This window comes from Oryzomonas rubra (genome assembly GCF_008369015.1).
Lineage (GTDB): Bacteria > Desulfobacterota > Desulfuromonadia > Geobacterales > Pseudopelobacteraceae > Oryzomonas > Oryzomonas japonica.
Window position 1 is genome coordinate 177,436 of record NZ_SRSD01000002.1, and the last position, 23,366, is coordinate 200,801.

Here is a 23,366-nt window from a genome sequence, read left to right on the forward strand (position 1 = left end):
GAAAATATTTATGGCGCCTCCGCAAATCTTGCCGCTCTTCCCCTTGCTCCCCTATCCGCCCCCCCAAGAAAGGAAAAAACAGACAGCATGGCCCCTATTCCGGTTTCGCCGGGTTGACCCGGACGTTGTCGAAACAGGTGACGGAATCCGCCTTGGTCCATAATCCTACCTTCCCGGCCTTGAAGGTATCATCGATCGCCTCCACGACCTGTTTGTTGTTCAGGAAACCACGAATGCGGTTTCCCTGTACCTCCACCCGCAACTCCTGCCATGTGCCGGAGGGCACCTTGGCCGAACCTTCACGGATGGATCTGCGCCTGCCACCCGCATACGTGTAGATGTTGATGTTGTCTTCCAGGGCGTTGGCCCTCAGAATGTAGTAGTTATCCTTATCCCTGATACGAAAAATAATTCCTGCGGCCCGGTCGCTGCTGCCCGAGATCGCCTTGAACTGCGTTGCGATCGTCACGTCGCCATAGACCTTGTCCCCCAGGGAGAGCGCGGGATAGTCGGAGTAGCCGGTCTGGCAGAGGGCATTCGGCGCACTCGGCGCGCCGGGCACCCCTTGAACGGCCCATTTCCCGGCAAAGACCGTCGCCCCGGCCGGAAGCTTCCCCGCCTGCTCCTTGTCAAAGGTCCATTGGCTTGCCTTGGTGGCCTCCGCGGCCCAACACGTGCTACCGCCCGCCGTCAGCGCAACCATTATGCAGATGCTCCCACAGACTGCTCTCCTTCTCATGGATCCTCCTCAGGGGCCAATCGGCCTTTTTTTTCGGTTTCAGCCCTTAAACAGCAAAAATCCCACAACAGCGCCCCCAAGTATGAGCACCGGTTCCGGCAGCCTCCAGCGCCAGATTAGCAGGAGGCTGACAATGCCGATGGCCGCCGTGGGGACGTCGATAATCGAGCCTTGCCCGAGAATGACGGCTGCGCCTGCGATTGCCCCCGAAGCCGCCGCTGTGGCACCTTTGACGAACCCTTTCAATGCGGGATGTTCACGGTAACGGATAATGTACCGGCCAATGAACAGGACAAACAAATAAACCGGCAGGAACACCCCGGCCGCTGCAATGAACGCACCCCACAATCCGGCCACGAGATAGCCGACGAAGGTTGCGGTTATGACCACCGGACCCGGTGTTATGACCCCGACTGCAACGGCATCGAGGAACTGTCGTTCGGTAAGCCAGTGGTAATTGAGGACGACTCCCTGGTGCAAGAACGGGACGATGGCAAGGCCGCTGCCGAAGGTAAACGCCCCCGCCTTGACGAAAAAGCCTCCCAACTTCCAGAGAAGCGGCGCCGTAGCCGATAAACCGGTAAAAGCGACCAGTACCGCAGGAATCAGATCCCCCCGCCTTTTCCAACTCGCCGGCGGGCTATAGAGCAGAATGCCGATCAAACCGGAAATAACGAACAGCAGGGCGATTTCGGTGCGGGACGCCATCGTTATCAGTGCAACGATGCCAAAGATGAGCCACATGCGGCGCTCTGCGCCGACCGTGCCTTTGGCGAGGCGGGCGGCGGAGTGCGCGACTATGGCGATCACCACCGGGCCAATGCCATAGAAAAGCGCCTGCACGACCGCAAGTCCCTGGTAGGCCACGTAAAAAAAGGAAATGGCAACAACGATCAGGAAGGCCGGGAGAATGAAGGCGATTCCCACCAGGGAGGCCCCTACCGCCCCATGACGGATAAACCCTATCCACATGGCTAACTGGGCGGCAAGGGGGCCGGGCATCATCTGCGCAAAGGCAAGACCCTGAAGATACTCTTCTTCGGTAATCCAGCCGCGGGGAATCAAGTCGCGCTGCATGTATCCGGCAAGGGCTATCGGCCCGCCAAAGCCGAAGGCGCCGAGGCGGAGAAAGTAACTGACAAGCTCCCACAGTCCGACTGGTTTCAGCGGTATCGTTGCAATAATGTCAGCCGGTTTCTCCAGCATTTCGATCTCCCCGATGGTTCTGTTTCACAGCCCCATTTGCACCGCCGGAAAGAGACACTGATGTGGCCTGTCATGCATGGTGCCTGCCATGAGCGGCCTTACCGCACCTTGAAGGCAAGGATGGCGCTGTTGATCTCGGTCTGGTCGTCGGTGAACGACTCGTCGTTGTACCGGTTGAGGTCGTAGATGAGGCGCGCCCGAACGGTATACTCGCCGGCCGGCAACTTCGGCATCCAGGGAAGAATCCGCTCCTCACCCGCACGGATGATCTCTTCATGGGGTCCCTGGGCATCGGCCTGCATGGCTGCTTTCGCGTCCGGCCGTTTTTTATCCTCTTCCAGGAATTTTTTATCGTCGGGACGAGCACCATACCACGGGGCAAACATCCACTCGTTCCGGGCAACATTTTTGCCGTCTTTGTCCATAACCTCCACGTTCAGGTATATGGCCCGGCGGTTGGAGCCTGTGGGCACCGAATGTCCGGCGCCTACATTGATGACATGGAATGAGAGGTCGGATCGTCCCTTATCCTGCTGGCTGATGGCCAGACTCAAGGCGCTGGCAAGCCGCTGCTGGGAGCGTCCGCCGGTCCAGAGATGCCGGGCAACGGCCCGTGCCGGATTATCGAAATCTTCCGCCACCTTGCGGACGGTACGCGGCATGTGGCAATCCTGGCAGTGCTGTTTGCCGAGGCCGGGCTTATTGAAGTCATCCCGCCACTCCAGGAAGGTCTGGGTCTGCTTGCCGGGCACCCGCTTGCCCATGCTGTGGCAATAGGCGCACATGGCGGAGGTCTGGATGGCGGGATCGGCAACGGTCGCGTGGGGGGCCTTCACGGCATGGGGTCCGCGGATCTGGCCTTCAGGCGTCAGATGGCAACTGGCGCAGGTCAGCCCTCCGGCCTCTTTGCCTTTCGGTCGCGCTTTCGGCTTGGTCATCTCCTCGACACCCATGGCCGGGATGGCGAACGGTTCCGGGAAGTGGCAGACGTTGCAGGATTTCCCCCCCTCTTCGGCCTCGCGGGAGTGGATGGGATACGGTTCGACACCGGCAAAGGCATGGGCGGTGGCGGTATCTGAAACATTCGCGGGCATGGTCAGTTTTTGATTTGGTGATGTTGGTATCGTCGTTGGCTTGTAATGAATGTCGCTCCCGAAGCCAAAGGCAAATTCCCGGTAGATCGCCTTGTGGCATCCGCCGCATGTTTCGGAAGGGGTTGCGGTCCCCTCGGGGAACGCCATCCCTTCCGCTCCTGCCACGGCCGAGACGGTGAGCGATACCAGAACTGCCGCCACGGTTGATACAACGCCTGATGTAATGCCATTTTTCATCGGGTGCTCCTTTCATGCCTGTCGTTTTGCGCCACAGGGAGAATCAGCGATTCGCCGCATAGAACATTTCAAAGATACTCATCCCCTTCTCCAAGGCCTCGTGGTCGTCCTTAACCGTCTTTCTGATCCCATCGAGAATCTCTCGTAAACCTTCTGCCGCGGGATTCCGGTATTTGTCATCCTGCAAATCGAGCTGATGAACTATTTCGGACATGACGCCAAGCGCCTTGTCCTTCAATCCAAACGACTTGAACAGCACCTCGAAGGTGCACAGTTCCCCGACGTGGGTGAACTCCCCGCCAACCATGTCAAAAACAATAGCATCCCTATCCAACCCCTCGACGTCACTTTCGTCGATGAAGCCGAATGCGGCTTTCCTGTCAATGAACCTTTGTATCAGCCATGCCGACGCCATTCGGTCGATGAACGGCCTTTTCCTCGTGACCCACCTCTTCCCCTGGTAATCGGCTGCGCGTCTCCTTACGATCTCAGCGGCATGTTGTGCAGATTCCGCACGACTCCTGCTGGCAATTTCATTCCCCAGGGCTTTCAGCCTCTTATCCAATTCTTTCCGCCCCTTGGAGCAGAAGAAGTCGATTTTCCCCATGTCTTGAAATTCCTTTACGAATCGATTCAATTCCTCCTCAATCTTTTTGTTGTCCATTGTGCCCGCTTCTTTTCCGACACCGCCGACCCTGTTTTGGAAGGCATCGAGCCTGTTGCCGAGGTCGAGATACTCCTTTTCCCTTTGCTGATCAAAAAGGCCTACGATCTCAGCGTCTTTCATGGTTTCAATCCCCGCCACCCTGACGAAGGCCGCTTCCCCCTGCGTGGCCGCAACGCTGGATACCAGCCATTGGAACAGCTCGTAGTGGTCGTCACTGGAGGGGAGGATATAAGCCGATCCTTTGAACTGGATGGCCCCAGCCTTTACCAGCATCCTCCAGATTCTCATCCGATTGCTTACCGGCTTGGATGGCGCGCTGTAGAAGAAGAGGAGCCATTCCTGTTTTTGGGCTTTACCTTTTTCCATAAAACAGACCATCTACCCTTTGTATTTCAACAGGTTCATTGAGCACATTCCCTGTGGTGCGGCTCCCAAGGAAGCCCGCATGTGATCGCGACCAGCGGCAAAGATTAATGTATCATTTATTACATTTTGTAATAGATGATACAAAAATGTCAACATGAAATAGTATGCGAGCGGTAACGACCGGGGGCAGCACGCAGACGCGTGGCTTCTTCCGGGCCAGGGGAAAATCCCGGCGGGTGCAGGCCCGGCCTTCCAGACCATGCCCTCCGGGATTTCGACAATACTATAGGCCACCTCGTTACGGGCGGCCCTTCTGCATCGAGGTGTAGGTGGGGCCATGGCATTCCTTGCAGTCCACCGGCCCCTTTTTACCCTGGTCATGGCAGGAGATGCAGATCTGGTGGGCGACCTCCTTGTCCCAGTTTTTGATCTTCCACTCCTGGGCCGTATGGCAGCGGAGACATTCACGATTGCTCCACTTCTGATGCCGCCAGTGTTTGAAGATCAGATAGAGGTCGCCCATCTTGAGCTTGATGATCTCAGGACCGGCATTTTGGGGAGCATCCGCCGCAACAAGGGCAGCGGGCGTCCCGGCCGTCGCCAGAACCACGGCAAGAACCACGGTGAGTATTTTCATGATGTGACGCCTCCTTTCGGGGCTCGGCATGAAAGCGATGTGCTAATTGTAATGCACAAATGAAAACTCGCAAGAAAGCGCGGTCGGTGCGCCCTGCCCGGCCTCATGCGGGACATGGCCGATAAGGCCGGTGGAGCGGCAAACGGGTGCGCCGTGAAGGGATGCCCCTGGAGGCGCCTCGGGAAGAGGGACACACATTCTCCCAAAATGTGACGACCGTCACATAGTATCTGCCCGGGCAGGGGTAGAGTGAATCGACAATTGCATAGGGTATCGACAATACTAAACCATCCGCGAGGGTGGGACGGAAAGCCCACGGGTCTTACAGAGACAGCCGGGTCGCCGAAATATCAGGATGATGATATCGGTGACCCGGCTTTTTTTGTGCCCGCAGCCGGAATCAGGAAAAGGAAGAACGTATGCAAGCACACCGCCAAGCAACACCCCGCTTGTTCATGGCCGCTGCGATCTGCGCCCTGCTCTCCCCGCTTCTCGTCCCCCTCCCCGCCCGCGCCGAAAACGTGCTTTTCCTCCAGGCCCCGAACCAACAACTCCGGGACCAACCCGCTCCCCAGCTCCCTGCCGCCAAAAAAACCCTCCTGACCCTGAACGACGACGGCAACGTCATGGTCCGCTACGACAGGGTGTCGGTCACCTTTATCTACGAAGCGGGCGTCGGCGCCCAGGAAAGCCGGATAAAAGCCGCCGCCCCCCGCCAGGAGGTCGCCAGCTTGGGCGGCCTCAGCGTCAAGCTCGGCGTCGCCTTTTAGCCGCTCCTCCCCCCCCTCCCGAGGTACCGCCCACCCGAGCCCCACCCGCAGAACCCGCCTGAGGGGACACGCAAATAGACTTTGTTAATGGAAACCTGGTGTGGTATAGCAGAAGGCATACGGTTGCCCGCACCGGGGACAATCGTGCGATCTTCACCGGCAACGGATGCCCGCGGCCCAGGGGCTGAGACCCGGGCCACGGGCGTTGTTTCCCCACAGAGGCGTCATGGGCGGCAAATCAACCTTAATAGCGACAAAATTGAAGAATTTCCGCGAGACGTTCATGCGGCAGCTCCCCGCCAAGCTGGACGCCGTCAGGGAGGCGCATGCCGCCCTCGGCCAGGGGGTGCCGGCCAACGAGGCGGTCAACGAGCTGTACCGCTGCTTCCACACCCTGCGGGGGGAGAGCGCCAACTTCGGCCTGCACGCGTTGAGCGCCCTGGCCGCGGAGGGGGAGCGGCTGGCGCGGCAGGTGCGCAAGGGAGAGGCCGGCCCCGAGAGCGCCTGGCGCCCCCTGGCGCAGGAGCTTGTCGGCCGGATGGAGCGCGAGGCGGCCCGCACCGATGCGCCCCGGGCCATGGACCTGCAAGCCCTGGAGGTCGTGGCGGCCGCCGAGACCTTCCACGGGATGGAGCGCCGGGTCGTCTATCTCTGCGAGCACGACCCCCTGCAACGCCTGAACCTGGCCACCCAGATCGGCTGTTTCGGCTTCGAGGTGCTGACCTTCGGCGAGCTGGAACAGTTCCGCAACGCCGTCCGCGGCGGGCACCCGGACGTCATCGTCATGGACCTGGTCTACCCCGGCCAGCCGACCGGCGGGGCGGATGTGATGAAGGAGATCCGCCCCGAACTGGAACGGACTATCCCCACGGTCTTCATTTCCTCCCTGGGCGACCTCTCTTCCCGTCTCGCGGCGCTCCGGGCCGGGTCCGACGCCTATTTCGTCAAGCCTGTCAACATCACCGGCCTCTGCACGACCCTCCACGCCCTTACCACCCGGGAGGCCCCCGAACCGTACCGCATCATGATCGTGGACGACGACCCGCTCCTGACGGAGATGACCGCCCTCATCCTCCAGGACGCGGGCATGGAGACCCGGAGCCTGAACGACCCCTTGCAGGCGCTGCCGCTGCTCTTCGAATTCAAGCCGGACCTGATCCTCATGGATATGTACATGCCCGGCTGCAACGGCACGGAGTTGGCCAGGACGATCCGGCAGATCGAGGCCTACTTCAGCATCCCGATCATCTTCCTCTCCAGCGAAACCAATGCGGACGCCCAGTTCGAGGCGCGGCGCATGGGGGGGGATGAATTCCTGCTCAAGCCGATCACGCCGGATCACCTGATCTCCACCGTGACCGTTCTGGCCGAGCGGATGAAGGTCATACGCTCCTCCATGACCACGGACGCCATGACCGGGCTGCTCAACCACACCGCCACCAGGAAGCATCTCGACCTGGCCATCGAAGACGCCCTCAGGGGGGAGGAGGCGCTCTGCTTCGCCATGATCGACCTGGACCGTTTCAAGGAGATCAACGACCAGTACGGCCATGACGCGGGGGACCGGGTCCTCATGGCCCTGGCCCGGCTGCTCAGGCAGCGGCTCCGCACGTGCGACGTGGTTGGCCGCACCGGGGGCGAGGAGTTTGCCGTCATCCTTCCCGCCTGCGACATCATGGAGGCCGGGCACCTCCTGGAGCAGATCCTGGAGAGCTTCGCCGCCATCGGCTTTCCTGCCGGCGAGGAGTATTTCAACTCCACCTTCAGTTGCGGCGTCGCCTCCCTGGACAAGTTCGGCACGGCGGAAAAGCTCTACAAGGCCGCCGATGAGGCGCTCTATATCTCCAAGGAAGAGGGGCGCAACCGGGTCATAGCCGTCGGCTGCGAGGATATGGCGTAAACCATCCCCCCTCCCGTCAAGGCCGGGAATAAGTTCCCTGCCCTCCTACGCACCACCGGGTCCGTTTACAACACCGCTTGCAAAAGTGCCGCAACTGAGTGTATAAGAGAGCCCTTCCCCAATCGTGCGGGCCGGTTGCAGCCGGCTCGTCACAACCTATTCGGAAGCACGTCGGTCGCTGGTGGGCCGCCCGGTCTTCAAAACCGGTGGGGGGGATGAGAAATCTCCCCGGTGGGTTCGATTCCCATGTGCTTCCGCCAATTATTTCGTCAAATAGTTTCGATTGTTTTGTAACGATGGCCGGTTGTGGGGGCGTGGAGGCTCGGCAGAGTGGGTTGGGGCGAGTTATGGGAGGGTGCAATATACTCGATGCCAATGTGCAGACTTGACACCTACTCATGACCACACCTTAGTACGGTCTCAATTCGCCTAGTAATTGGCTAAACTGGTTCGCCACGGTTTCAAACCTCGTGTAGTTGCCACCAAAAAAACCTGCTCTCAACGGTGGCCAAGAGTCTTTCAGCTTTCCTGCCTCATCAAGAAGCACCTGGTAAGGGTTACTACCACCCATCCTACTCCTAAGCTTCCAACCAAATCTCCCAATAGGGCCCCACGCGCTGTGGTGTTTTTCAATCTCTAAGTCGGCATGAACCAATCCTAGGAGGATCTCAAATCTATCGAAGGTAGCCTCGTAGTCATTTCCGAGATAGAGAAGATCATCTAGCTTCGGTTGAAGGAGTTTAAAGAAATACTCACTTCGAGGGGTGTAGTTCCGTTCGTGTCCAGGTAAAGCTTTAAATGTATTATGTGATTCTGCAATGAAGTCTCCAAGAGCTAATACAAGCTCGCATGATGAATCTAAACGTCGACTCGTGACATTGGTCATGAATACTGAATACAAATAGTCATAGTGAGAGGATGCAACTGCGGCGATACCAGACGAATAGGCTAGCAAGCAGATCGGGTACCATCTCAGAGCTAGCCAGACAACCAGCCCGTTCTGTGATTCAAGGCGCCCAGCAAACTGAGCAAAAGGTAGTTTTAGTGTTGAAACATGCTCTGATGTTCCCCAATATGAAATCGAAGTAACAAGGTCTGCAAGCGTGTCAACAGAGGCCTCATATCGATGCAACCTTTCAATAAACTCTTCGCCAGAAAAGTTGCCGCCTTGAACTGGAAAACTATCATCACTAGTCTGTGCTAATGCTCTTCTCACCTCTGTGGCAACTAAATCATGCAATCTAATTCTATGACGTCCTTCAGAAAGGTAATCCTTTGCTAATTCGTTAATACCCCTTGCTACTTGAGGCAAGTCTGCAACACCAGAAGAAGGAATTGAAATTAAGATGTCAGAATCTTCAATTTCATCATTAATCAAATCGGTTAAGCCAGGGGCATGAAAGATGAAATCACCATCTCCCTCAAGGTATCCGTAGTGAGGCGTCTGATGGGAATGCTGATCTCTTGAAACTTTTTCATATACGTACGCCATTACACCGTTGGCAGTTATTATTCCGTCTCGAGTTGCGGCCTTCCCATTCAGAGCATCAATCAGGTGCCCAGTAAAAATGGAGTGATCCGGAATTGGACCACCAGAGTCTGCAACCACTTCATCAGCTTTGCCAGCAGTTAGAACCTGACGGGAATATCGTAATAACATATCCTTCAGGAACCGCATCGTTCCTGGCATCGGTGATCGGGTTAGCGCTAGTCCACCATAGCAAGCATCCATAATGAACAGCATATGTTTCGACTTAAAAAGTTCCGCGTTACGTGTAAGTTCATCCCACCTGATGAGGGTTGAGAGATCGTCCGGATTGCCATCATGTGGTACTAGATACCCTACCTCGCCTCTTCGACTTGGTATGGTATATCCATGGCCCGCAAAGAAAAATAGAAGCCTATCATCGGCAGAAGTGCCATGATTTGCCCACTTGAGATATTCAGCCAAAATTCTAGTTTTAGTGGCTTGATCATCAAGAAGTATCTCAATATCACTGTCGGTAAAACCAAATTTTTCCACCAACAAGACTGAAATAGCCTCTGCGTCACTTACAGCATATCCAAGTGGAGATGCTATATTATAATTGTTAATCCCTACTATTAAGGCTCGGCTCGCCCCATACTTGAGGTCATATTGGGTAATTGTCATTTCTGCTTCCTTTCGGCACAAACTTGCTATTGAGTAGTTGGAGTCTTATTTATACATTTATAAGCGTACCAGTTTCAGCAACACAGAACTCCAAACACATCCCCAACCACCAAAACCCAACCAACGCTCTCCTTCTACATCACCCCACGACCGATTTCAACGTAAAATCAAAGTGTTAAAAAAATTAACATAAAATCCGCCACGCCATAACCCACCATTATTACGACAAAAAAGGCGCCCCAATCATGCCAGGGCGCCTTGCGTTGTATCATTTTGAACCAAATTTATCGCCCCTTCGCCAGGCGGTAAGGCTTACACGCGGTCCATGCGCTACGGTACCATGGCGTGCTTCCATGATGGGAGCGCCGCCATGGGCATGAAGAGCCATCCTTAAAGGGGTTAAGCATCATCCCGGCAGCAGTAGAATCCGTTCCGCCCCTTGCACTTGGCTTCATACATCGCCATATCGGCCTTTTTCATAAACGCCGCAGCGTCATCGGCGGCGGGGCGGGGCCGCTTTCGAACTTATTGGATAAAACGGGCTATTTTGTACGTCTCACCCATGAGGACATCATCATCGTACTTTGCAGCGACTACTTCCCTAAGCCTGACAAACGAATGCACATCAATAGTATTGATTGACAGGCCTACCCCGCCCCTATCGGTGCGAACGGTGCTGGCATACAGGTTTATCGGCGATGTGGCAGACGGGCAGATGGTAAGCATGACCGGCGTATTCAGCGGTACCTCGTGGGCGGTCTTGAAGTAGACCCCCTTCAGGCTTACGTTCTCAATATTGCCGGAGACGCGCTGTCCGTTATATGCTAGTGAGGCTTCTCCAGAGAAATCCACCCGAACAAATCCTCTGTTTTCCATTGGCGCCTCCAAACCGTTTGCGCTAAAAGAACCCCCAAAAAAAGGGCTCCCATGTGGAAGCCCTTTTGAGTTGCATCGGTGTCGGCCAATTTAAAATCACCTACCCGCTCTACGCCGAACCAGGGCGGCCACACCGAAACCACCGCCCAGGAGAAGAAGGGTGCACGGCTCCGGCACTGGATTCGCAGGATACCCCCCCAAACTCGTACCATACTGGAATTCAACATTTGAAATGTCTGCCAGGGTGAAAGCGTTGCCGGTTGTGAAGGTGAACTGGACCGCATTCTGAATCAACTGTGCATTGCCCAGGTCGCCGTTGTTGAAGTTGATGGTGCCGGTACCGACGATGCCGTAGGGAAGGCCGGCCGGAGGGTTGCCGGGAGCGGAGATAAGACCAGGACCACCAATTATGTCGTGTGGGCCGAAGATACCAAGACCGGCGCTTGAAACGCCGTTGCTGTTATAGGCCCATTGGCTGCCGACGTTCGTGCCGGCAGGATACAAGGTCCCGTTTTTAGTAATGACGGTGCTGCCGCTCGGCACTATCGCTGACAGCGCCGTCAAGGAACTGCTGGTGTCGAACAGCAGCGCGGTCAGGATATAGGTCGGATCGGGAACTGCCGAGGTCGAAGTGTTGGTGAGCAGCAATGTGAGGCTTGTCCCGTCCAGGGTAAAGTCTGCGGTTGCCGCACGGCCGGACGCATCGGAATACGCATAATCGCTGTACGTCGTTGCCCACCCGCTTGTTGCCATCCCCAAGAAGATCATCATGCCGATCAGTGTTTTTCTCATTATATTCACATCCTTTTTTTATGAGTGTACAAATATGTCCTTGCTGGCAAATTAATGCAGATATCGTACCAATACAAAAAGACAAACAATAACAGCTACCTTACAGGGACGGCCCATACTATGTAAAATATTTCGACAACCATGTCTTTCTAATGTCAGACCGTATATTCCAACAATATCAATCAGTTAAATTATACCGATGCACGAACGGCACAACATGTGTAAAGTCCTGAATACCCCTCATTGGGGAAATCAGGACAAAATGTATTCATATCGGCTGGTTATAGTGGAGGTCTCGGCACATTTCATTGCCAGGAGCTTGTTATTGCCTCCGGGGCTTCCAGATGAGGGAGACATCGGGCTCGACTGCATTCGCGTGGATCGGCCCGCCCGGGCGGTTGCGCAGCCCCGATTATCTGCTATCCTTTAATCATACGATGGCAGTCAGGCCGCAGGGCCACGAAGGCGCAGAGAAAATCACCATCGTCTGGCGGGGTCACCCCGCCTCGACATGATGCGACATTTGTTGCCTGGGAGGCTCTGTGACAAATATTTTCTATTTGAAAGGAGATTAAACAGATGTGCAAGGTACTCATCGTCTATTACAGCATGTATGGGCATATCTACAAGATGGCCGAAGCGGTAGCCGAGGGGGTTCGCGAGGTGGCGGGCTGCGAGGCGATCATCAAGCGCGTGCCGGAGACCCTGTCCGATGAGGTATTGGGGATGATGGGGGCGCTGGAGGCCCAGAAGAGCATGGCCCATATTCCGGTGGCTACGGTGGACGATCTGGCAGGGGCCGATGCCATCATTTTTGGCACCCCGACCCGTTTCGGCAACATGTGCGGCCAGATGCGCCAGTACCTGGATGCCACGGGCCAGCTCTGGATGAGCGGGGCGCTGGTAGGCAAGCCGGGCAGCGTCTTCGCCAGCTCCGCCACCCAGCACGGCGGGCAGGAATCCACCATCTTGAGCTTCCACACGACCCTGCTCCATCAGGGGATGGTGGTGGTCGGCCTCCCCTACGCCTTTGCCGGGCAGATGGGCATCTCCGAGATCACCGGGGGAAGCCCCTACGGCGCGTCAACCATCGCCGGGGGCAAGGGCGAGCGCCTGCCGAGCGACAACGAACTGGCCGGCGCCCGCTACCAGGGCGCCCACGTGGCGCGCATCGCCCTCAAACTGAAGTAGGACCGCCCCGCGCAAACAACAGCCGGAGACGTCACCCCATGGTGCGCCTCCGGCGTGTGTTTCTACCTGTTTCATTCCCGGGAAAAACTATCTCCAGTGATGCGGTCCGTACCAGTAGGGGCCGCCCCACCCGTAGGGATAGGCGGGGCCGTAACCGTAATAAAAGTACGGAGAATCGTAGTACCCCGGCGGGTATGGATACAGGTCGGAGCGTTTCCAGACGTGGATCTCCACAATCGAGACTACCGGATAGGTATAACTGATCTCGCCCAAGGGCAGGACCTTTTCCCCCTTCACCTCTCCGATGACCGCAACCGGCCGCCCCGCCTTGAAGACCAGGGCATCCAGATAGCCGGGGCTGGTGGCCAGGAAGCGCCCGCCCGAGACATGCTCCTCATAGGGCATGTCGTCGTTTCCCAGGTCAAATTGCACCACCTCGATCCGGGACCCTTCCTTGGTATTCTTGGTGGACGCTATGATTCCGCCGAACTTTACAAACTTGCCCACATAGGCCTTGGGATTCAGCTTGAACTGTTCGTAGTCGATGGTGCGGTCCACCATCAGGTCTGACCGTTCGCTAAAGACATGGACGCATCCGGTCAGGAGTACCAGGGAACACACCGATAACAGTAATGCTTTCATGGGTATTCGCCTCCTTTGTTTTAGTATACCCCCTTTTGCGCGGGCGGTACAAGGGGGAGCCCCACCCGTTCCCAGGCAGCAAAAATAGCGCACAAACAGGGATATACCCTTGCAGACGGATAAAAAATAGTATATTTGGAAAAGGCAGGGGAGCGCACCGAGCTTCCCGCTGACGCCGGCAGCCGCGTCCGCAGAGCACCCCAAACACAGCCAGGAGGAGATTTGCCCATGAAACAGACCGCTGCTGTCCTGCTTGCCCTGCTTGCCTTCTCGGGATCGGCCTTTGCCGCGCCCGAGGTGATCAATTTCAAGAACAAGGTGACCTTTCCCCACAAAGACCACATGGCCATTACCGGCACATGCATCACATGCCACGCGGGGGGGGTCGGCAAGATCAAAGGGTTCGGCAAGGAATGGGCGCACAAGAACTGCAAGGGGTGCCACGTGGAGATGGCGAAAGGCCCCGTCAGATGCTCGGGTTGCCATAAATGGAAGGATTAGCGCTCTTTTTTTAAAATTATATTATTATAATCTCTAACCGCTTGACGCTGCAATTTAATTAATGGCAAAATTCAGCTCATGCCGACGATACGGACACATTGCAGCCATTGCGGAGCAGCCTTCGATACCGGCAGCACCGCTGGTATTTATTCCGTCCGCGTGGACCGCAACGGTTACCTGTTGGAGGTCACGGATGGGGTGATCATCCCCGGCGCCCTTCACTACTGCTCGCCGAATTGCATGTTCAAGCGCGAGCAGGGCGTGGCCCCGGAAAACAATATCTTCGATTTCATGGGTCTCGCATGTGACATGATGTAACAAGCACGCTCCCCCTCCCCTGTTTCGTTCCCCGGCCAGCCCAACTTTTCCCAATCATCCCCCTCCCGCTGTCAGCTTCGCAACACACCGCAACCATTAAACAAAATTTCTGAACCGGGAGATTAACGACAAGGATTGTCTGTCAACCCATGACAACGGCGCGTATATGTAGTATAGTATCATCTACTGTTTTGGCCTGGCACCGCCACATCGGCCCGGCAGGCTGTCGACATCGATGCCTGTCGAATCCAGAATGCACAAAGGAGAGACAAACCATGAAAAAAACATTGACCACCCTTGCACTCCTCATAGCCGTTGCCATCCCTGCCGCAAGCCAGGCGGCACCCATGCGGCCGGGTCCCTATGTCACCGGTTTCCTCGGCGTCACCATGCCCAGGGGGACCGACGTGACGACGACCGATTTCAGCACCGCCCCCAGCTCGTCGTTTAGCGAACGGGCCCGCTTCGACCCCGGCGTTTACGTCGGAGGCGCCGGCGGATTCGATTTCGGCTTCCTGCGCTTGGAGGGAGAGATTTCGTACAAGGAAGCTGACATCAAGTCCATTACGGACAATACCGGCGTCAACCAGTACCGGGATATCGATGGCAATCTGGGGGCGCTCGCCTTCATGGGCAACGTTTTTTTCGACATGCACAACGACACCCCCGTCACACCGTACCTGGGGGGCGGTATCGGGTTTGCAACGCTGCACATGAGTGACACCTATGCGACCGACGGCAGCAACAACAGAAATCTCATGTATCCCAGGGACGACGACACCGTCTTTGCCTACCAGGCAGGCGCCGGGCTGGGTATCGCCCTCAACCGCAGGTTCACCCTGGACCTGGGCTACCGCTACTTCAACACCGACCGGGCCAACTTCAGCAGACACAACTTGGATTCCAGCGGCGTTCGCTTCGAGAGCCACAACGTAGCGGTCGGGTTCAGGACAAAATTCTGATCCCCGGCATTACCCGTAACAACAACAGCTCATTGCAAAAAAGCCCCGGACCATCGATCCGGGGCTTTTTTGTCGGCACGATTCGCCACCCACGTTCTACCGCACACGAAACCGGCCGCAGTTCCTCAGCAGCGCTCACCCTCCCCCCTTGGCCTTGAAAAGCCGCAGGCCGTGTGCTACAACCACCAACACCCATTTTACGAAACGGAAGGTTCACAACGCATGGCAGACCAGACCCCCATGATGCGGCAATACCTGGAGATCAAGTCGGGATACCCGGACGCGATCCTCTTCTTCCGCATGGGGGACTTTTACGAGATGTTCCTGGACGACGCCCTGACCGCCTCCCGCATCCTGGACATCGCCCTCACCTCCCGCAACAAGGGGAGCGGCGACGAGATCCCCTTCTGCGGCGTTCCCTTCCACTCCGCTTCCCCCTACATCGCCAAGCTGATCGAATCGGGCCGCAAGGTGGCCATCTGCGAACAGGTGGAAGACCCCAAGCAGGCCAAGGGGATCGTGCGGCGCGAGGTGGTCAAGGTGGTCACGCCGGGGCTCCTCATCGAAACCGAGAGCCTGTCGCCGGACGAGAACAACTACCTGCTCGCCCTCTCCCAGGGCGCGGGCACCACCTGGGGATGCGCCTGGCTGGACCTGTCCACGGGCGAATTCCGGGTAACGGAGCTGGCGGGCGCCACGGCGGCAGCCGGCGAGGCAGCCTGCATCAGCCCCCGCGAGGTGCTTCTTGCCGACAATCTGGAACTGGACGACCTGCCCACGGACCTGCGCGCCTTCCTGGGGGAGCGGATCGTCTCCCGCGCTCCGGGATGGGTCTTCGAGCGGGACTATGCCACGTCGCTTCTCTGCGGCCAGTTCGGTGCCGCCTCGGCCGAGGCCCTGGGCCTTGGCGCCATGCCGGCGGGCCTGACGGCGGCCGGGGCGGCCCTGTACTACCTGCGGGAGAACCGCAAGTCCGCCATCCCCCACATCCGCGACATTCAGGTCTACGAGCGGACCGAGCACCTGGCCCTGGACCCGGCCACCCGCCGCAACCTGGAGATCACCGCCACCATGGCCGAGGGGAAGAAGGCCGGATCGCTCCTGGGGTGTCTGGACCGGACCGCCACCGCCATGGGCGCCCGGCGGCTCAAGCAGTGGCTCAGCTACCCCCTGGTGGGGCTGGAACCGATCCGCCAGCGCCTGGCCGCGGTGGAGGAGTTGCTGGAAGCCGCCGACCTGCGGGAGGAGTTGACGACCCACCTGCGGGAGATCGCCGACCTGGAACGGTTGAACGGCCGCATCGGCATGGCCTCGGCCTCAGGCCGCGACCTGCGGGCCCTGCACGATTCCCTGCGCCGCCTCCCACAACTCCTGGAACGCCTCGCCCCGATGCAGTCCGGGCTCCTGCACTCCCTTGCCGGCAGCATCGATCCCCTGGACGACATCCGCGCCCTGGTAGAGCGGGGCATCGTGGAGAACCCGCCCTTCTCCCTGCGGGAGGGGGGCATCATCGCGCACGGGCATAATGCCGAACTGGACGAACTGCGGGCCATCAGCAGCGAGGGGAAGGGATTCATCGCCCGCCTGGAGGCCCAGGAGAAGGCGCGCACCGGCATCTCCACCCTCAAGATCCGCTACAACCGGGTCTTCGGCTATTCCATCGAGGTGACCAAGAGCAACCTGGGCTCCGTGCCGGCCGACTACATCCGCCGCCAAACCCTGGCCAACGCCGAGCGCTTCATCACCGAGGAGCTAAAGAACTACGAGGAAAAGGTGCTGGGGGCCGAGGAGCGCATCTGCGACCTGGAATACGCCCTGTTCCAGGAGATCCGCGAACAGGTGGCGGCCCAGGCCGAACGCATCTGCCGCACCGCCGACGGCCTGGCGGTGCTGGACGTGCTCATCTCCCTGGCCATCGTGGCGGGGGAACGTAACTACTGCAAGCCCCAGATGAACGACACGGACGTCATCGACATCAAGGACGGCCGCCATCCGGTCATTGAGGCCATGAAGCTGGGCGAGCGCTTCGTCCCCAACGACACCCGCCTGGACGCCGACGAGAACCAGATCCTCATGATCACCGGCCCCAACATGGCCGGTAAATCCACCTACATGCGCCAGGTGGCCCTGATCTGCCTCATGGCCCAGGCCGGCAGCTTCGTCCCGGCCGCCGAGGCCCGCATCGGCATCGCCGACCGCATCTTCACCCGCGTCGGCGCGGGGGACAACCTGGCCCGCGGCCAGTCCACCTTCATGCTTGAAATGATGGAGGCGGCCAACATCCTGCGCAACGCCGGTTCCAAGAGCCTGATCGTCATGGACGAGATCGGCCGGGGCACCTCCACCTTCGACGGGGTCTCCATCGCCTGGGCCGTGGCCGAGTACATCCACGACACCCCCGGTTGCCGGGCCCGCACCCTGTTCGCCACCCATTACCACGAGCTGACCGAGCTGGCCGCCACCAGGGAGCGGATCAAGAACTTCACCGTGGCGGTGCGGGAGTGGAACGACCAGGTCATCTTCCTGCGCACCATCATCCCCGGCGGCGCCTCCCACTCCTACGGCATCCAGGTGGCCCGGCTGGCTGGCATGCCGGCGGACGTGATCGAGCGGGCCAAGGAGATCCTGCGCAACCTGGAGCATGGCGAGTTCGAGGAGGGCGCCCCGCGCCTGGCCAAGAGCAAAAAAAGCCCGCCGCAAGCCCCCTCCCCCCAGTTCTCCCTGTTCGAGAGCACGGAGGATCAGTTGCGCCTGCGCCTGAAGAAGCTCAACATAGCCACCCTCACCCCCCTGGAAGCGCTTAATTTGCTGGATGAGTTGAAGCGGATGGTGTGAGCAAAGTCGGGGCTGGGGCTGAAATTAGTTTTGCAAGCAACATCAGAATTCCCCTCATCCGCCCCTTCGGGGCACCTTCTCCCCCAGGGAGAAGGGATGCTCATCAGCCCCTCTCCCTAAGGAAGAGGGTGGCCGAAGGCCGGGTGAGGGGATAAAGCAGAGGCTTGTCACTAATTAATCAACCACCCCCTGCCCCCCTCCTTATCAAGGAGGGGGAAGAACGAGGCGTTTTCCTCCCCTCCTAGTTTAGGAGGGGCCGGGGGTGGTAGCCATCTTTACAGTTGGAGTTTCGCCATGAAAAGCATCTGTGTCTATTGCGGTTCCAACCCCGGTCGCCAGGAGGCCTATGCCGGCGCCGCCCGCGACCTTGCCAAATCGTTGGTCGATCGTAACCTGCGGCTGGTCTACGGCGGCGCCAGCGTCGGCATCATGGGGCTGGTGGCGGATACGGTGCTGGAACTGGGCGGCGAGGCGGTGGGGGTCATCCCCGATGCGCTCATGCGCAAGGAAATCGCCCACCCGAACCTGACCGAACTCCACGTCACCCGCTCCATGCACGAGCGCAAGACCATGATGGCCGAGCTTTCCGACGGGTTCATCGCCCTGCCGGGAGGGATCGGCACCCTGGAGGAAATCTTCGAGATCTGGACCTGGGCTCAACTGGGCTTTCACGGCAAACCGTGCGGCCTGCTCAACATCGCGGGGTATTACGACGCGCTGATTACGTTCCTGGATCACACCGTGGCGGAACAGTTCGTCAGGGAGCCGCACCGCTCCATGCTGCTCGTGGAGCAAAGCCCCAATGCGCTGCTGGACCGGTTCGCCGGTTACGCACCGCCGACCGTGCAAAAGTGGGTGGAGAAAGCCGATACATGAGGGGGCGGCTCTCATCAATTTATTCCATCGGAGCAGATCTGCCCCAATAGGTTGAAACATTCAATTATTTCTGTTAAAAGAATATGTTACTTTTTCAATCCGATTCCGTTGCGGCACAAAGCGACCCAATGACCCGATTTCTTCACATAGTTGCAAACCTTCTCATCCTCACGTTACTCCTCCCCTACCCCGCCCTGGCGGCCAAGAAAAAGACCAACGGCGACCAGACCGCCAGCTCCCGCCCCCTGGCCGTACTGAGCGAGATGAAGCACTGGTCGAACCCGGACTACACCCGCATTTCCCTGGAGTTCGACCGGGACGTCACCTGGGAGGCCCATGAACTGGGCAAGGGGAGCCGCGGCAAACCGGGCCGGGTCTACATCGACATCAACCGGGCCAAGCTGGGGCCGGAGGCGAAGGACATCACCATCGGCGACGGCCTCCTGAAGGGGGTCCGGTTGGGCCAGCACAAGCTGGACGTGGTGCGGGTGGTGCTGGATACGGAGAATATCAAGGACTACAAGATCTTCCCGCTCTCCGAGCCTGCCCGGCTGGTCATCGACGTACGCGGGGAGCGGCGCGCCGAGATCTCCCGCCTGGAGAACACCATCGCCGCCAAACCGGCCCCGACTCAATCTCCGGTTGCACCGCCGGCCCCGGAGCCGAAATCCGCAACCCCGTCGGTTGTGGAAAAGAAGGCCAAGCCCCATAAAAAACCGCTCATCGCCAAGATCCGCCGGATTGTCGTGGATCCGGGGCACGGCGGGCATGATTCCGGGGCCCTCGGTCCCAACGGGGTGAAGGAAAAGGACGTGGTCCTGGCCATCGGCCTGAAGCTGCGGGACCTGCTGAGGGATGAACTGGGGCTGGACGTGATCATGACCCGCGCCACCGACGTCTTCATCCCCCTGGAGGAGCGCACCGCCATCGCCAACAAGGTGAACGCCGACCTGTTCGTGTCGGTACACGCCAATGCCGCCTTGAACCACGGGGCCTCGGGCATCGAGACCTACTACCTCAACCTGGCCAAGACCGAAAAGGCCGCCCAACTGGCCGCCAAGGAGAATGGCACCACCCTGGAGAAGGTCAGCGTCCTGCAGGCGATCCTCTTCGACCTCATGGCCAATTACAAGCTCAACGACTCGGCCCATCTGGCGGACGAAGTGCAGCGGTCCCTGCACGGCAAGATCAAAAGCCGCCACGCCGACGTGAGAAACCTGGGGGTCAAGCAGGGACCCTTCTACGTCCTGGTGGGCGCCACCATGCCGAGCATCCTGGTGGAGACCGCCTTTGTCAGCAACGCACAGGAAGAGTCCCGCCTCACGGACCCCGCCTACCAGGAACAGACCGCGGAAGGTATCATGGAAGGCATCCGCGGCTATATCACCAGCCTCAAATAGATGGCGGGCACCCTCTACATCATGGCCACGCCCATCGGCAACCTGGAGGACATGACCTACCGGGCGGTGCGCATCCTGGGCGAGGTGGACCTGATCGCCGCCGAGGACACCCGCCACTCCCTCAAGCTGCTCAACCACTTCGGCATCTCCAAGCCGCTCACCTCCTATTTCGACCACAACCAGCAGTTCAAGGGGGAGCGTATCCTCCAGGCGCTGCGGGATGAACGTTCGGTGGCCCTGATCTCCGACGCCGGCACCCCCTGCATCTCCGACCCCGGCTTCAACCTGGTGCGCGCCGCCGTGGCCGAGGGCATCCGGGTCATCCCCGTCCCCGGTTCCTGCGCCGCCATCACCGCCCTCTCCGCCTCCGGGCTCCCCAGCGACACCTTCACCTTCGCCGGTTTCCCACCGAACCGCCAGGGCAAGCGCCGGGCGTTCCTGACCGCCATGGCCTCCCAGCCGGGGACCCTGATCTTCTACGAGGCGCCCCACCGGCTGGAGGAAACCCTGCGGGATATGGGGGAAGTGCTGGGCGAGCGGCAGATCGTGGTGGCCCGGGAGCTGACCAAGATCTACGAGGAGTTCATGCGGGGCACGGTGGGCGAGGTGCTGGCAACGGTCGCCCAGGGCAAGGTGCGGGGCGAGGTGGTCATACTGGTGGCGCCGGGTGAAGCGGTGGAGCAGGAGACCGAACCGCTGCCCGAACTGCTGCACCGCCTGCTGCACGACGAGGGGATGACGGTCAAGGATGCCGCCCGGAAAGCCGCTGAAATGACCGGCGTTTCCAAAAACACGGCCTATTCCGAGGCCCTGCGGGTACAAAATGGCATGAATGAGCATTAGTTATGCTGGAATTACAAGTGGATATGTGTTATAGAAAACCAATTACCCTAACTTCCGGAGCGACTGCATGAAAATCTGTATCTTTGGTGCCGGCTATGTGGGCCTTGTGGCGGCGGCCTGTTTTGCCGAAAGCGGCAACAGCGTCATCGCCGTTGATGTTGACAAATCCAGGATTGACGGCCTTAAAGAAGGCATCATCCCGATCTACGAACCGGGCCTGAAAGAAATGATACTGCGCAACCAGGCAGAGGGTCGCCTTTCCTTTACCACCGAGATGACCGAGGCGGTCCAGGCGTCCCTGGTCTGCTTCATCGCCGTGGGAACCCCTCCCGGCGAGGACGGCTCCGCCGACCTGAAATACGTTCTGGGTGTTGCCCGCAATATTGGCCAAGCCATGAACGGCTACAAGATCATCGTGGACAAATCCACCGTCCCGGTCGGCACGGCCGACAAGGTCCGGGAGGCCGTCAAGGCAGAACTGGCCTCCCGCAACGTCGCCTTCGAGTTCGACGTGGTCTCCAACCCCGAATTTCTCAAGGAGGGGGCAGCCATCGACGACTTCATGAAACCGGACCGGGTCGTGATCGGCACCGACAACGTGCGCACCGCCGAGATCATGAAGGAGCTGTACGACCCCTACATGCGCAAGCAGAACCGCCTGATCGTCATGGACATCCGCAGCGCCGAGATGACCAAGTACGCCGCCAACGCCATGCTGGCCACCCGCATCTCCTTCATGAACCAGATCGCTAACCTGTGCGATTGCATGGGGGCCGACGTGAGCGCCGTACGCGAGGGGATCGGCTCCGATTCGCGCATCGGCTACGACTTTCTCTTCCCCGGCCCCGGCTACGGCGGCTCCTGCTTCCCCAAGGACGTCAAGGCCCTGATCAAGACCGCCGAGGAGTGCAGCTACGACTTCCTGCTGCTCAAGGCCGTGGAGGACGTGAACGAGCGCCAGAAAGAGGTCCTGGCGGACAAGCTCATCACGGCCTTAGGCTCCCCGGACGAGGAGCAACCGCTCACCGGCCGCACCGTGGCCTGCTGGGGCCTTTCCTTCAAGCCGCGCACCGACGACATGCGGGAAGCGCCCGCCATCACCATCATCGAACGCCTGCTGGCCGCCGGCGCCACCGTGCGCGCCCATGACCCGGAAGCGCTCAAGGAGGCCAAGAAGCACTTCGGCGACCGCATCGAATACAGCACGAACCAGTACGCGATCCTGGAAAACGCCGACGCCCTGACCATCATCACCGACTGGAGCGAGTACCGCAACCCGGACTTCGACCGCATCAAGAGCGCGCTGAAGAGTCCGCTCGTCATCGACGGCCGCAACCTCTACAAGCCGGACCGCATGGCGGCCGCCGGATTCCGCTACCTCCCCCTGGGGCGCTGCGGCGTCGGCATCTGCGGAGAGGTGAAATAATGCGTATCCTGGTCACCGGCGGCGCCGGATTCCTCGGTTCGCACCTGTGCGAACGGCTCCTTACCGAAGGACACGACGTCATCTGCCTGGACAACTTCTTCACCGGCAGCAAGGACAACATCATCCACCTGATGGACAACCATCGCTTCGAACTGGTCCGCCACGATATCGTGGAGCCGATCCTTCTGGAGGTGGACCGCATCTACAACCTGGCCTGCCCCGCCTCGCCGGTGCACTACCAGTACAACCCGGTCAAGACCTTGAAGACCAGCGTCATGGGCGCCATCAACATGCTGGGAATGGCCAAACGGGTCAAGGCCCGCATCCTCCAGGCATCCACGTCCGAGGTCTACGGCGACCCCCAGGTGCATCCCCAGACCGAGGCCTACTGGGGCAACGTCAACCCCATCGGCATCCGCAGTTGCTACGACGAGGGGAAACGGGTGGCGGAAACCCTGATGATGGACTACCACCGCCAGAACAAGGTGGATATCCGCCTCATCCGCATCTTCAACACCTACGGCCCCCGCATGGCCGAGCACGACGGCCGCGTGGTGTCCAACTTCATCCTCCAGGCGCTGCGCAACGAAGACATCACGGTCTACGGCGACGGCTCCCAGACCCGCTCCTTCTGCTACGTTTCCGACCTGGTGGAGGGGATGTGCCGCATGATGGAGTGCGACGACTTCACCGGACCGGTCAACCTGGGCAACCCGGTTGAAAATACAATCCTTGAGTTTGCCGAAAAAATCATTACAATTACAGGATCAAAGTCCAAGGTGATCTTCAGTCCCCTCCCCCAGGACGATCCCAAACAGCGCCGGCCGGACATCTCGCTGGCCGGGGAGCGGCTGGGGTGGAAACCCCAGGTGGAATTGGACGCGGGGCTGGCCAGGACGGCCGAGTATTTTGCCGGGCGGATCGGCAAAGGATGAC

21 protein-coding genes, 1 tRNA gene and 1 riboswitch are annotated in these 23,366 nt (G+C 59.1%); of the genes, 13 read left to right on the top strand and 9 right to left on the bottom strand.

From position 1 onward, the window contains the following. Positions 1-94 precede the first annotated feature (94 nt). From ET418_RS03720 to ET418_RS03740, 5 genes are all read right to left on the bottom strand, one after another. On the bottom strand, positions 95-739 hold the full coding sequence (locus ET418_RS03720; RefSeq protein ID WP_149306239.1) for a 3-keto-alpha-glucoside-1,2-lyase-like domain-containing protein: 645 nt from the start codon (positions 737-739) through the stop codon (positions 95-97). Between the two features lie 39 nt (positions 740-778). After that, positions 779-1,945, bottom strand: a complete 1,167-nt coding sequence (gene chrA, locus ET418_RS03725; RefSeq protein WP_149306240.1) for a chromate efflux transporter — start codon at positions 1,943-1,945, stop codon at positions 779-781. A gap of 98 nt (positions 1,946-2,043) precedes the next feature. Further along, on the bottom strand, positions 2,044-3,276 hold the full coding sequence (locus ET418_RS03730) for a hypothetical protein (RefSeq protein WP_149306241.1): 1,233 nt from the start codon (positions 3,274-3,276) through the stop codon (positions 2,044-2,046). Positions 3,277-3,319: 43 nt separating this feature from the next. After that, positions 3,320-4,309, bottom strand: a complete 990-nt coding sequence (locus ET418_RS03735; RefSeq protein ID WP_188055261.1) for a chromate resistance protein ChrB domain-containing protein — start codon at positions 4,307-4,309, stop codon at positions 3,320-3,322. Positions 4,310-4,607: 298 nt separating this feature from the next. Further along, positions 4,608-4,946 (bottom strand): cytochrome c3 family protein, encoded by a 339-nt coding sequence (locus ET418_RS03740; RefSeq protein WP_149306243.1) that lies wholly within the window; start codon positions 4,944-4,946, stop codon positions 4,608-4,610. A 271-nt stretch (positions 4,947-5,217) separates the two neighbouring features. Continuing rightward, positions 5,218-5,293, top strand: a riboswitch (cyclic di-GMP riboswitch). Between the two features lie 72 nt (positions 5,294-5,365). On the opposite strand from ET418_RS03740, the gene ET418_RS03745 reads away from it, so the two are divergent. From ET418_RS03745 to ET418_RS03755, 3 genes are all read left to right on the top strand, one after another. Beyond that, positions 5,366-5,716 (top strand): hypothetical protein, encoded by a 351-nt coding sequence (locus tag ET418_RS03745; protein ID WP_149306244.1) that lies wholly within the window; start codon positions 5,366-5,368, stop codon positions 5,714-5,716. Positions 5,717-5,942: 226 nt separating this feature from the next. Continuing rightward, positions 5,943-7,616 (top strand): diguanylate cyclase, encoded by a 1,674-nt coding sequence (locus tag ET418_RS03750; RefSeq protein WP_188055263.1) that lies wholly within the window; start codon positions 5,943-5,945, stop codon positions 7,614-7,616. Between the two features lie 162 nt (positions 7,617-7,778). Next, positions 7,779-7,876: transfer RNA gene (locus ET418_RS03755), tRNA-Sec, on the top strand. Positions 7,877-8,025: 149 nt separating this feature from the next. Here the strand turns inward: ET418_RS03755 and ET418_RS03760 are convergent. The 3 genes from ET418_RS03760 to ET418_RS03770 all read right to left on the bottom strand — a co-directional run bounded on the left by ET418_RS03760 (position 8,026) and on the right by ET418_RS03770 (position 11,436). Beyond that, the gene (locus ET418_RS03760; protein WP_149306246.1) at positions 8,026-9,768 is read right to left on the bottom strand and encodes a caspase family protein; all 1,743 of its coding nucleotides are present in this window, start codon (positions 9,766-9,768) and stop codon (positions 8,026-8,028) included. Positions 9,769-10,293: 525 nt separating this feature from the next. Then, on the bottom strand, positions 10,294-10,644 hold the full coding sequence (locus ET418_RS03765; protein ID WP_149306247.1) for a PilZ domain-containing protein: 351 nt from the start codon (positions 10,642-10,644) through the stop codon (positions 10,294-10,296). 96 nt (positions 10,645-10,740) lie between these two features. Next, positions 10,741-11,436 carry an XDD4 family exosortase-dependent surface protein gene (locus ET418_RS03770; protein ID WP_149306248.1) on the bottom strand — a complete coding sequence of 232 codons (696 nt, stop codon included), beginning with the start codon at positions 11,434-11,436 and terminating at the stop codon, positions 10,741-10,743. Positions 11,437-12,015: 579 nt separating this feature from the next. Here ET418_RS03770 and wrbA point away from each other — a divergent pair. Next, the gene (gene wrbA / locus ET418_RS03775) at positions 12,016-12,627 is read left to right on the top strand and encodes an NAD(P)H:quinone oxidoreductase (RefSeq protein WP_149306249.1); all 612 of its coding nucleotides are present in this window, start codon (positions 12,016-12,018) and stop codon (positions 12,625-12,627) included. Between the two features lie 87 nt (positions 12,628-12,714). Here wrbA and ET418_RS03780 read toward each other — a convergent pair whose 3' ends face one another. After that, positions 12,715-13,269: a Slp family lipoprotein gene (locus ET418_RS03780; RefSeq protein WP_149306250.1), complete on the bottom strand. Its 555-nt coding sequence runs from the start codon at positions 13,267-13,269 to the stop codon at positions 12,715-12,717. 228 nt (positions 13,270-13,497) lie between these two features. Here ET418_RS03780 and ET418_RS03785 point away from each other — a divergent pair, with 228 nt between their 5' ends. From ET418_RS03785 to ET418_RS03825, 9 genes are all read left to right on the top strand, one after another. Continuing rightward, positions 13,498-13,770, top strand: coding sequence for a cytochrome c3 family protein (locus ET418_RS03785; RefSeq protein ID WP_149306251.1), 273 nt, complete (start codon positions 13,498-13,500; stop codon positions 13,768-13,770). A gap of 78 nt (positions 13,771-13,848) precedes the next feature. Beyond that, a complete protein-coding gene (locus ET418_RS03790) occupies positions 13,849-14,088 on the top strand; it encodes a hypothetical protein (protein WP_149306252.1) in 240 nt (79 codons plus the stop codon). Between the two features lie 275 nt (positions 14,089-14,363). After that, positions 14,364-15,050, top strand: a complete 687-nt coding sequence (locus ET418_RS03795) for an outer membrane protein (protein WP_149306253.1) — start codon at positions 14,364-14,366, stop codon at positions 15,048-15,050. Between the two features lie 222 nt (positions 15,051-15,272). Continuing rightward, entirely contained in the window at positions 15,273-17,885 is a 2,613-nt protein-coding gene (gene mutS / locus ET418_RS03800) for a DNA mismatch repair protein MutS (protein WP_149306254.1), read from the top strand. A 294-nt stretch (positions 17,886-18,179) separates the two neighbouring features. Beyond that, positions 18,180-18,761 (top strand): LOG family protein, encoded by a 582-nt coding sequence (locus ET418_RS03805; RefSeq protein WP_149306255.1) that lies wholly within the window; start codon positions 18,180-18,182, stop codon positions 18,759-18,761. A 128-nt stretch (positions 18,762-18,889) separates the two neighbouring features. Then, complete coding sequence (locus ET418_RS03810) at positions 18,890-20,161, top strand: N-acetylmuramoyl-L-alanine amidase (protein WP_149306256.1); 1,272 nt, start codon at positions 18,890-18,892, stop codon at positions 20,159-20,161. After that, positions 20,162-21,004 carry a 16S rRNA (cytidine(1402)-2'-O)-methyltransferase gene (gene rsmI, locus ET418_RS03815; RefSeq protein WP_149306257.1) on the top strand — a complete coding sequence of 281 codons (843 nt, stop codon included), beginning with the start codon at positions 20,162-20,164 and terminating at the stop codon, positions 21,002-21,004. Between the two features lie 67 nt (positions 21,005-21,071). After that, positions 21,072-22,430 carry a UDP-glucose dehydrogenase family protein gene (locus tag ET418_RS03820; protein WP_149306258.1) on the top strand — a complete coding sequence of 453 codons (1,359 nt, stop codon included), beginning with the start codon at positions 21,072-21,074 and terminating at the stop codon, positions 22,428-22,430. Beyond that, positions 22,430-23,365, top strand: a complete 936-nt coding sequence (locus ET418_RS03825; protein ID WP_149306259.1) for a UDP-glucuronic acid decarboxylase family protein — start codon at positions 22,430-22,432, stop codon at positions 23,363-23,365. Before ET418_RS03820 ends, ET418_RS03825 begins: the two co-directional genes overlap by 1 nt. The last annotated feature ends 1 nt before the right edge of the window (position 23,366 follow it).

Coding starts and splice junctions, on each gene's coding strand:
- ET418_RS03720 (WP_149306239.1), bottom strand. CDS start 739: ATGAGAAGGAGAGCAGTCTGTGGGAGCATCTGCATAATGGTTGCGCTG.
- chrA (WP_149306240.1), bottom strand. CDS start 1,945: ATGCTGGAGAAACCGGCTGACATTATTGCAACGATACCGCTGAAACCA.
- ET418_RS03730 (WP_149306241.1), bottom strand. CDS start 3,276: ATGAAAAATGGCATTACATCAGGCGTTGTATCAACCGTGGCGGCAGTT.
- ET418_RS03735 (WP_188055261.1), bottom strand. CDS start 4,309: ATGGAAAAAGGTAAAGCCCAAAAACAGGAATGGCTCCTCTTCTTCTAC.
- ET418_RS03740 (WP_149306243.1), bottom strand. CDS start 4,946: ATGAAAATACTCACCGTGGTTCTTGCCGTGGTTCTGGCGACGGCCGGG.
- ET418_RS03745 (WP_149306244.1), top strand. CDS start 5,366: ATGCAAGCACACCGCCAAGCAACACCCCGCTTGTTCATGGCCGCTGCG.
- ET418_RS03750 (WP_188055263.1), top strand. CDS start 5,943: ATGGGCGGCAAATCAACCTTAATAGCGACAAAATTGAAGAATTTCCGC.
- ET418_RS03760 (WP_149306246.1), bottom strand. CDS start 9,768: ATGACAATTACCCAATATGACCTCAAGTATGGGGCGAGCCGAGCCTTA.
- ET418_RS03765 (WP_149306247.1), bottom strand. CDS start 10,644: ATGGAAAACAGAGGATTTGTTCGGGTGGATTTCTCTGGAGAAGCCTCA.
- ET418_RS03770 (WP_149306248.1), bottom strand. CDS start 11,436: ATGAGAAAAACACTGATCGGCATGATGATCTTCTTGGGGATGGCAACA.
- wrbA (WP_149306249.1), top strand. CDS start 12,016: ATGTGCAAGGTACTCATCGTCTATTACAGCATGTATGGGCATATCTAC.
- ET418_RS03780 (WP_149306250.1), bottom strand. CDS start 13,269: ATGAAAGCATTACTGTTATCGGTGTGTTCCCTGGTACTCCTGACCGGA.
- ET418_RS03785 (WP_149306251.1), top strand. CDS start 13,498: ATGAAACAGACCGCTGCTGTCCTGCTTGCCCTGCTTGCCTTCTCGGGA.
- ET418_RS03790 (WP_149306252.1), top strand. CDS start 13,849: ATGCCGACGATACGGACACATTGCAGCCATTGCGGAGCAGCCTTCGAT.
- ET418_RS03795 (WP_149306253.1), top strand. CDS start 14,364: ATGAAAAAAACATTGACCACCCTTGCACTCCTCATAGCCGTTGCCATC.
- mutS (WP_149306254.1), top strand. CDS start 15,273: ATGGCAGACCAGACCCCCATGATGCGGCAATACCTGGAGATCAAGTCG.
- ET418_RS03805 (WP_149306255.1), top strand. CDS start 18,180: ATGAAAAGCATCTGTGTCTATTGCGGTTCCAACCCCGGTCGCCAGGAG.
- ET418_RS03810 (WP_149306256.1), top strand. CDS start 18,890: ATGACCCGATTTCTTCACATAGTTGCAAACCTTCTCATCCTCACGTTA.
- rsmI (WP_149306257.1), top strand. CDS start 20,162: ATGGCGGGCACCCTCTACATCATGGCCACGCCCATCGGCAACCTGGAG.
- ET418_RS03820 (WP_149306258.1), top strand. CDS start 21,072: ATGAAAATCTGTATCTTTGGTGCCGGCTATGTGGGCCTTGTGGCGGCG.
- ET418_RS03825 (WP_149306259.1), top strand. CDS start 22,430: ATGCGTATCCTGGTCACCGGCGGCGCCGGATTCCTCGGTTCGCACCTG.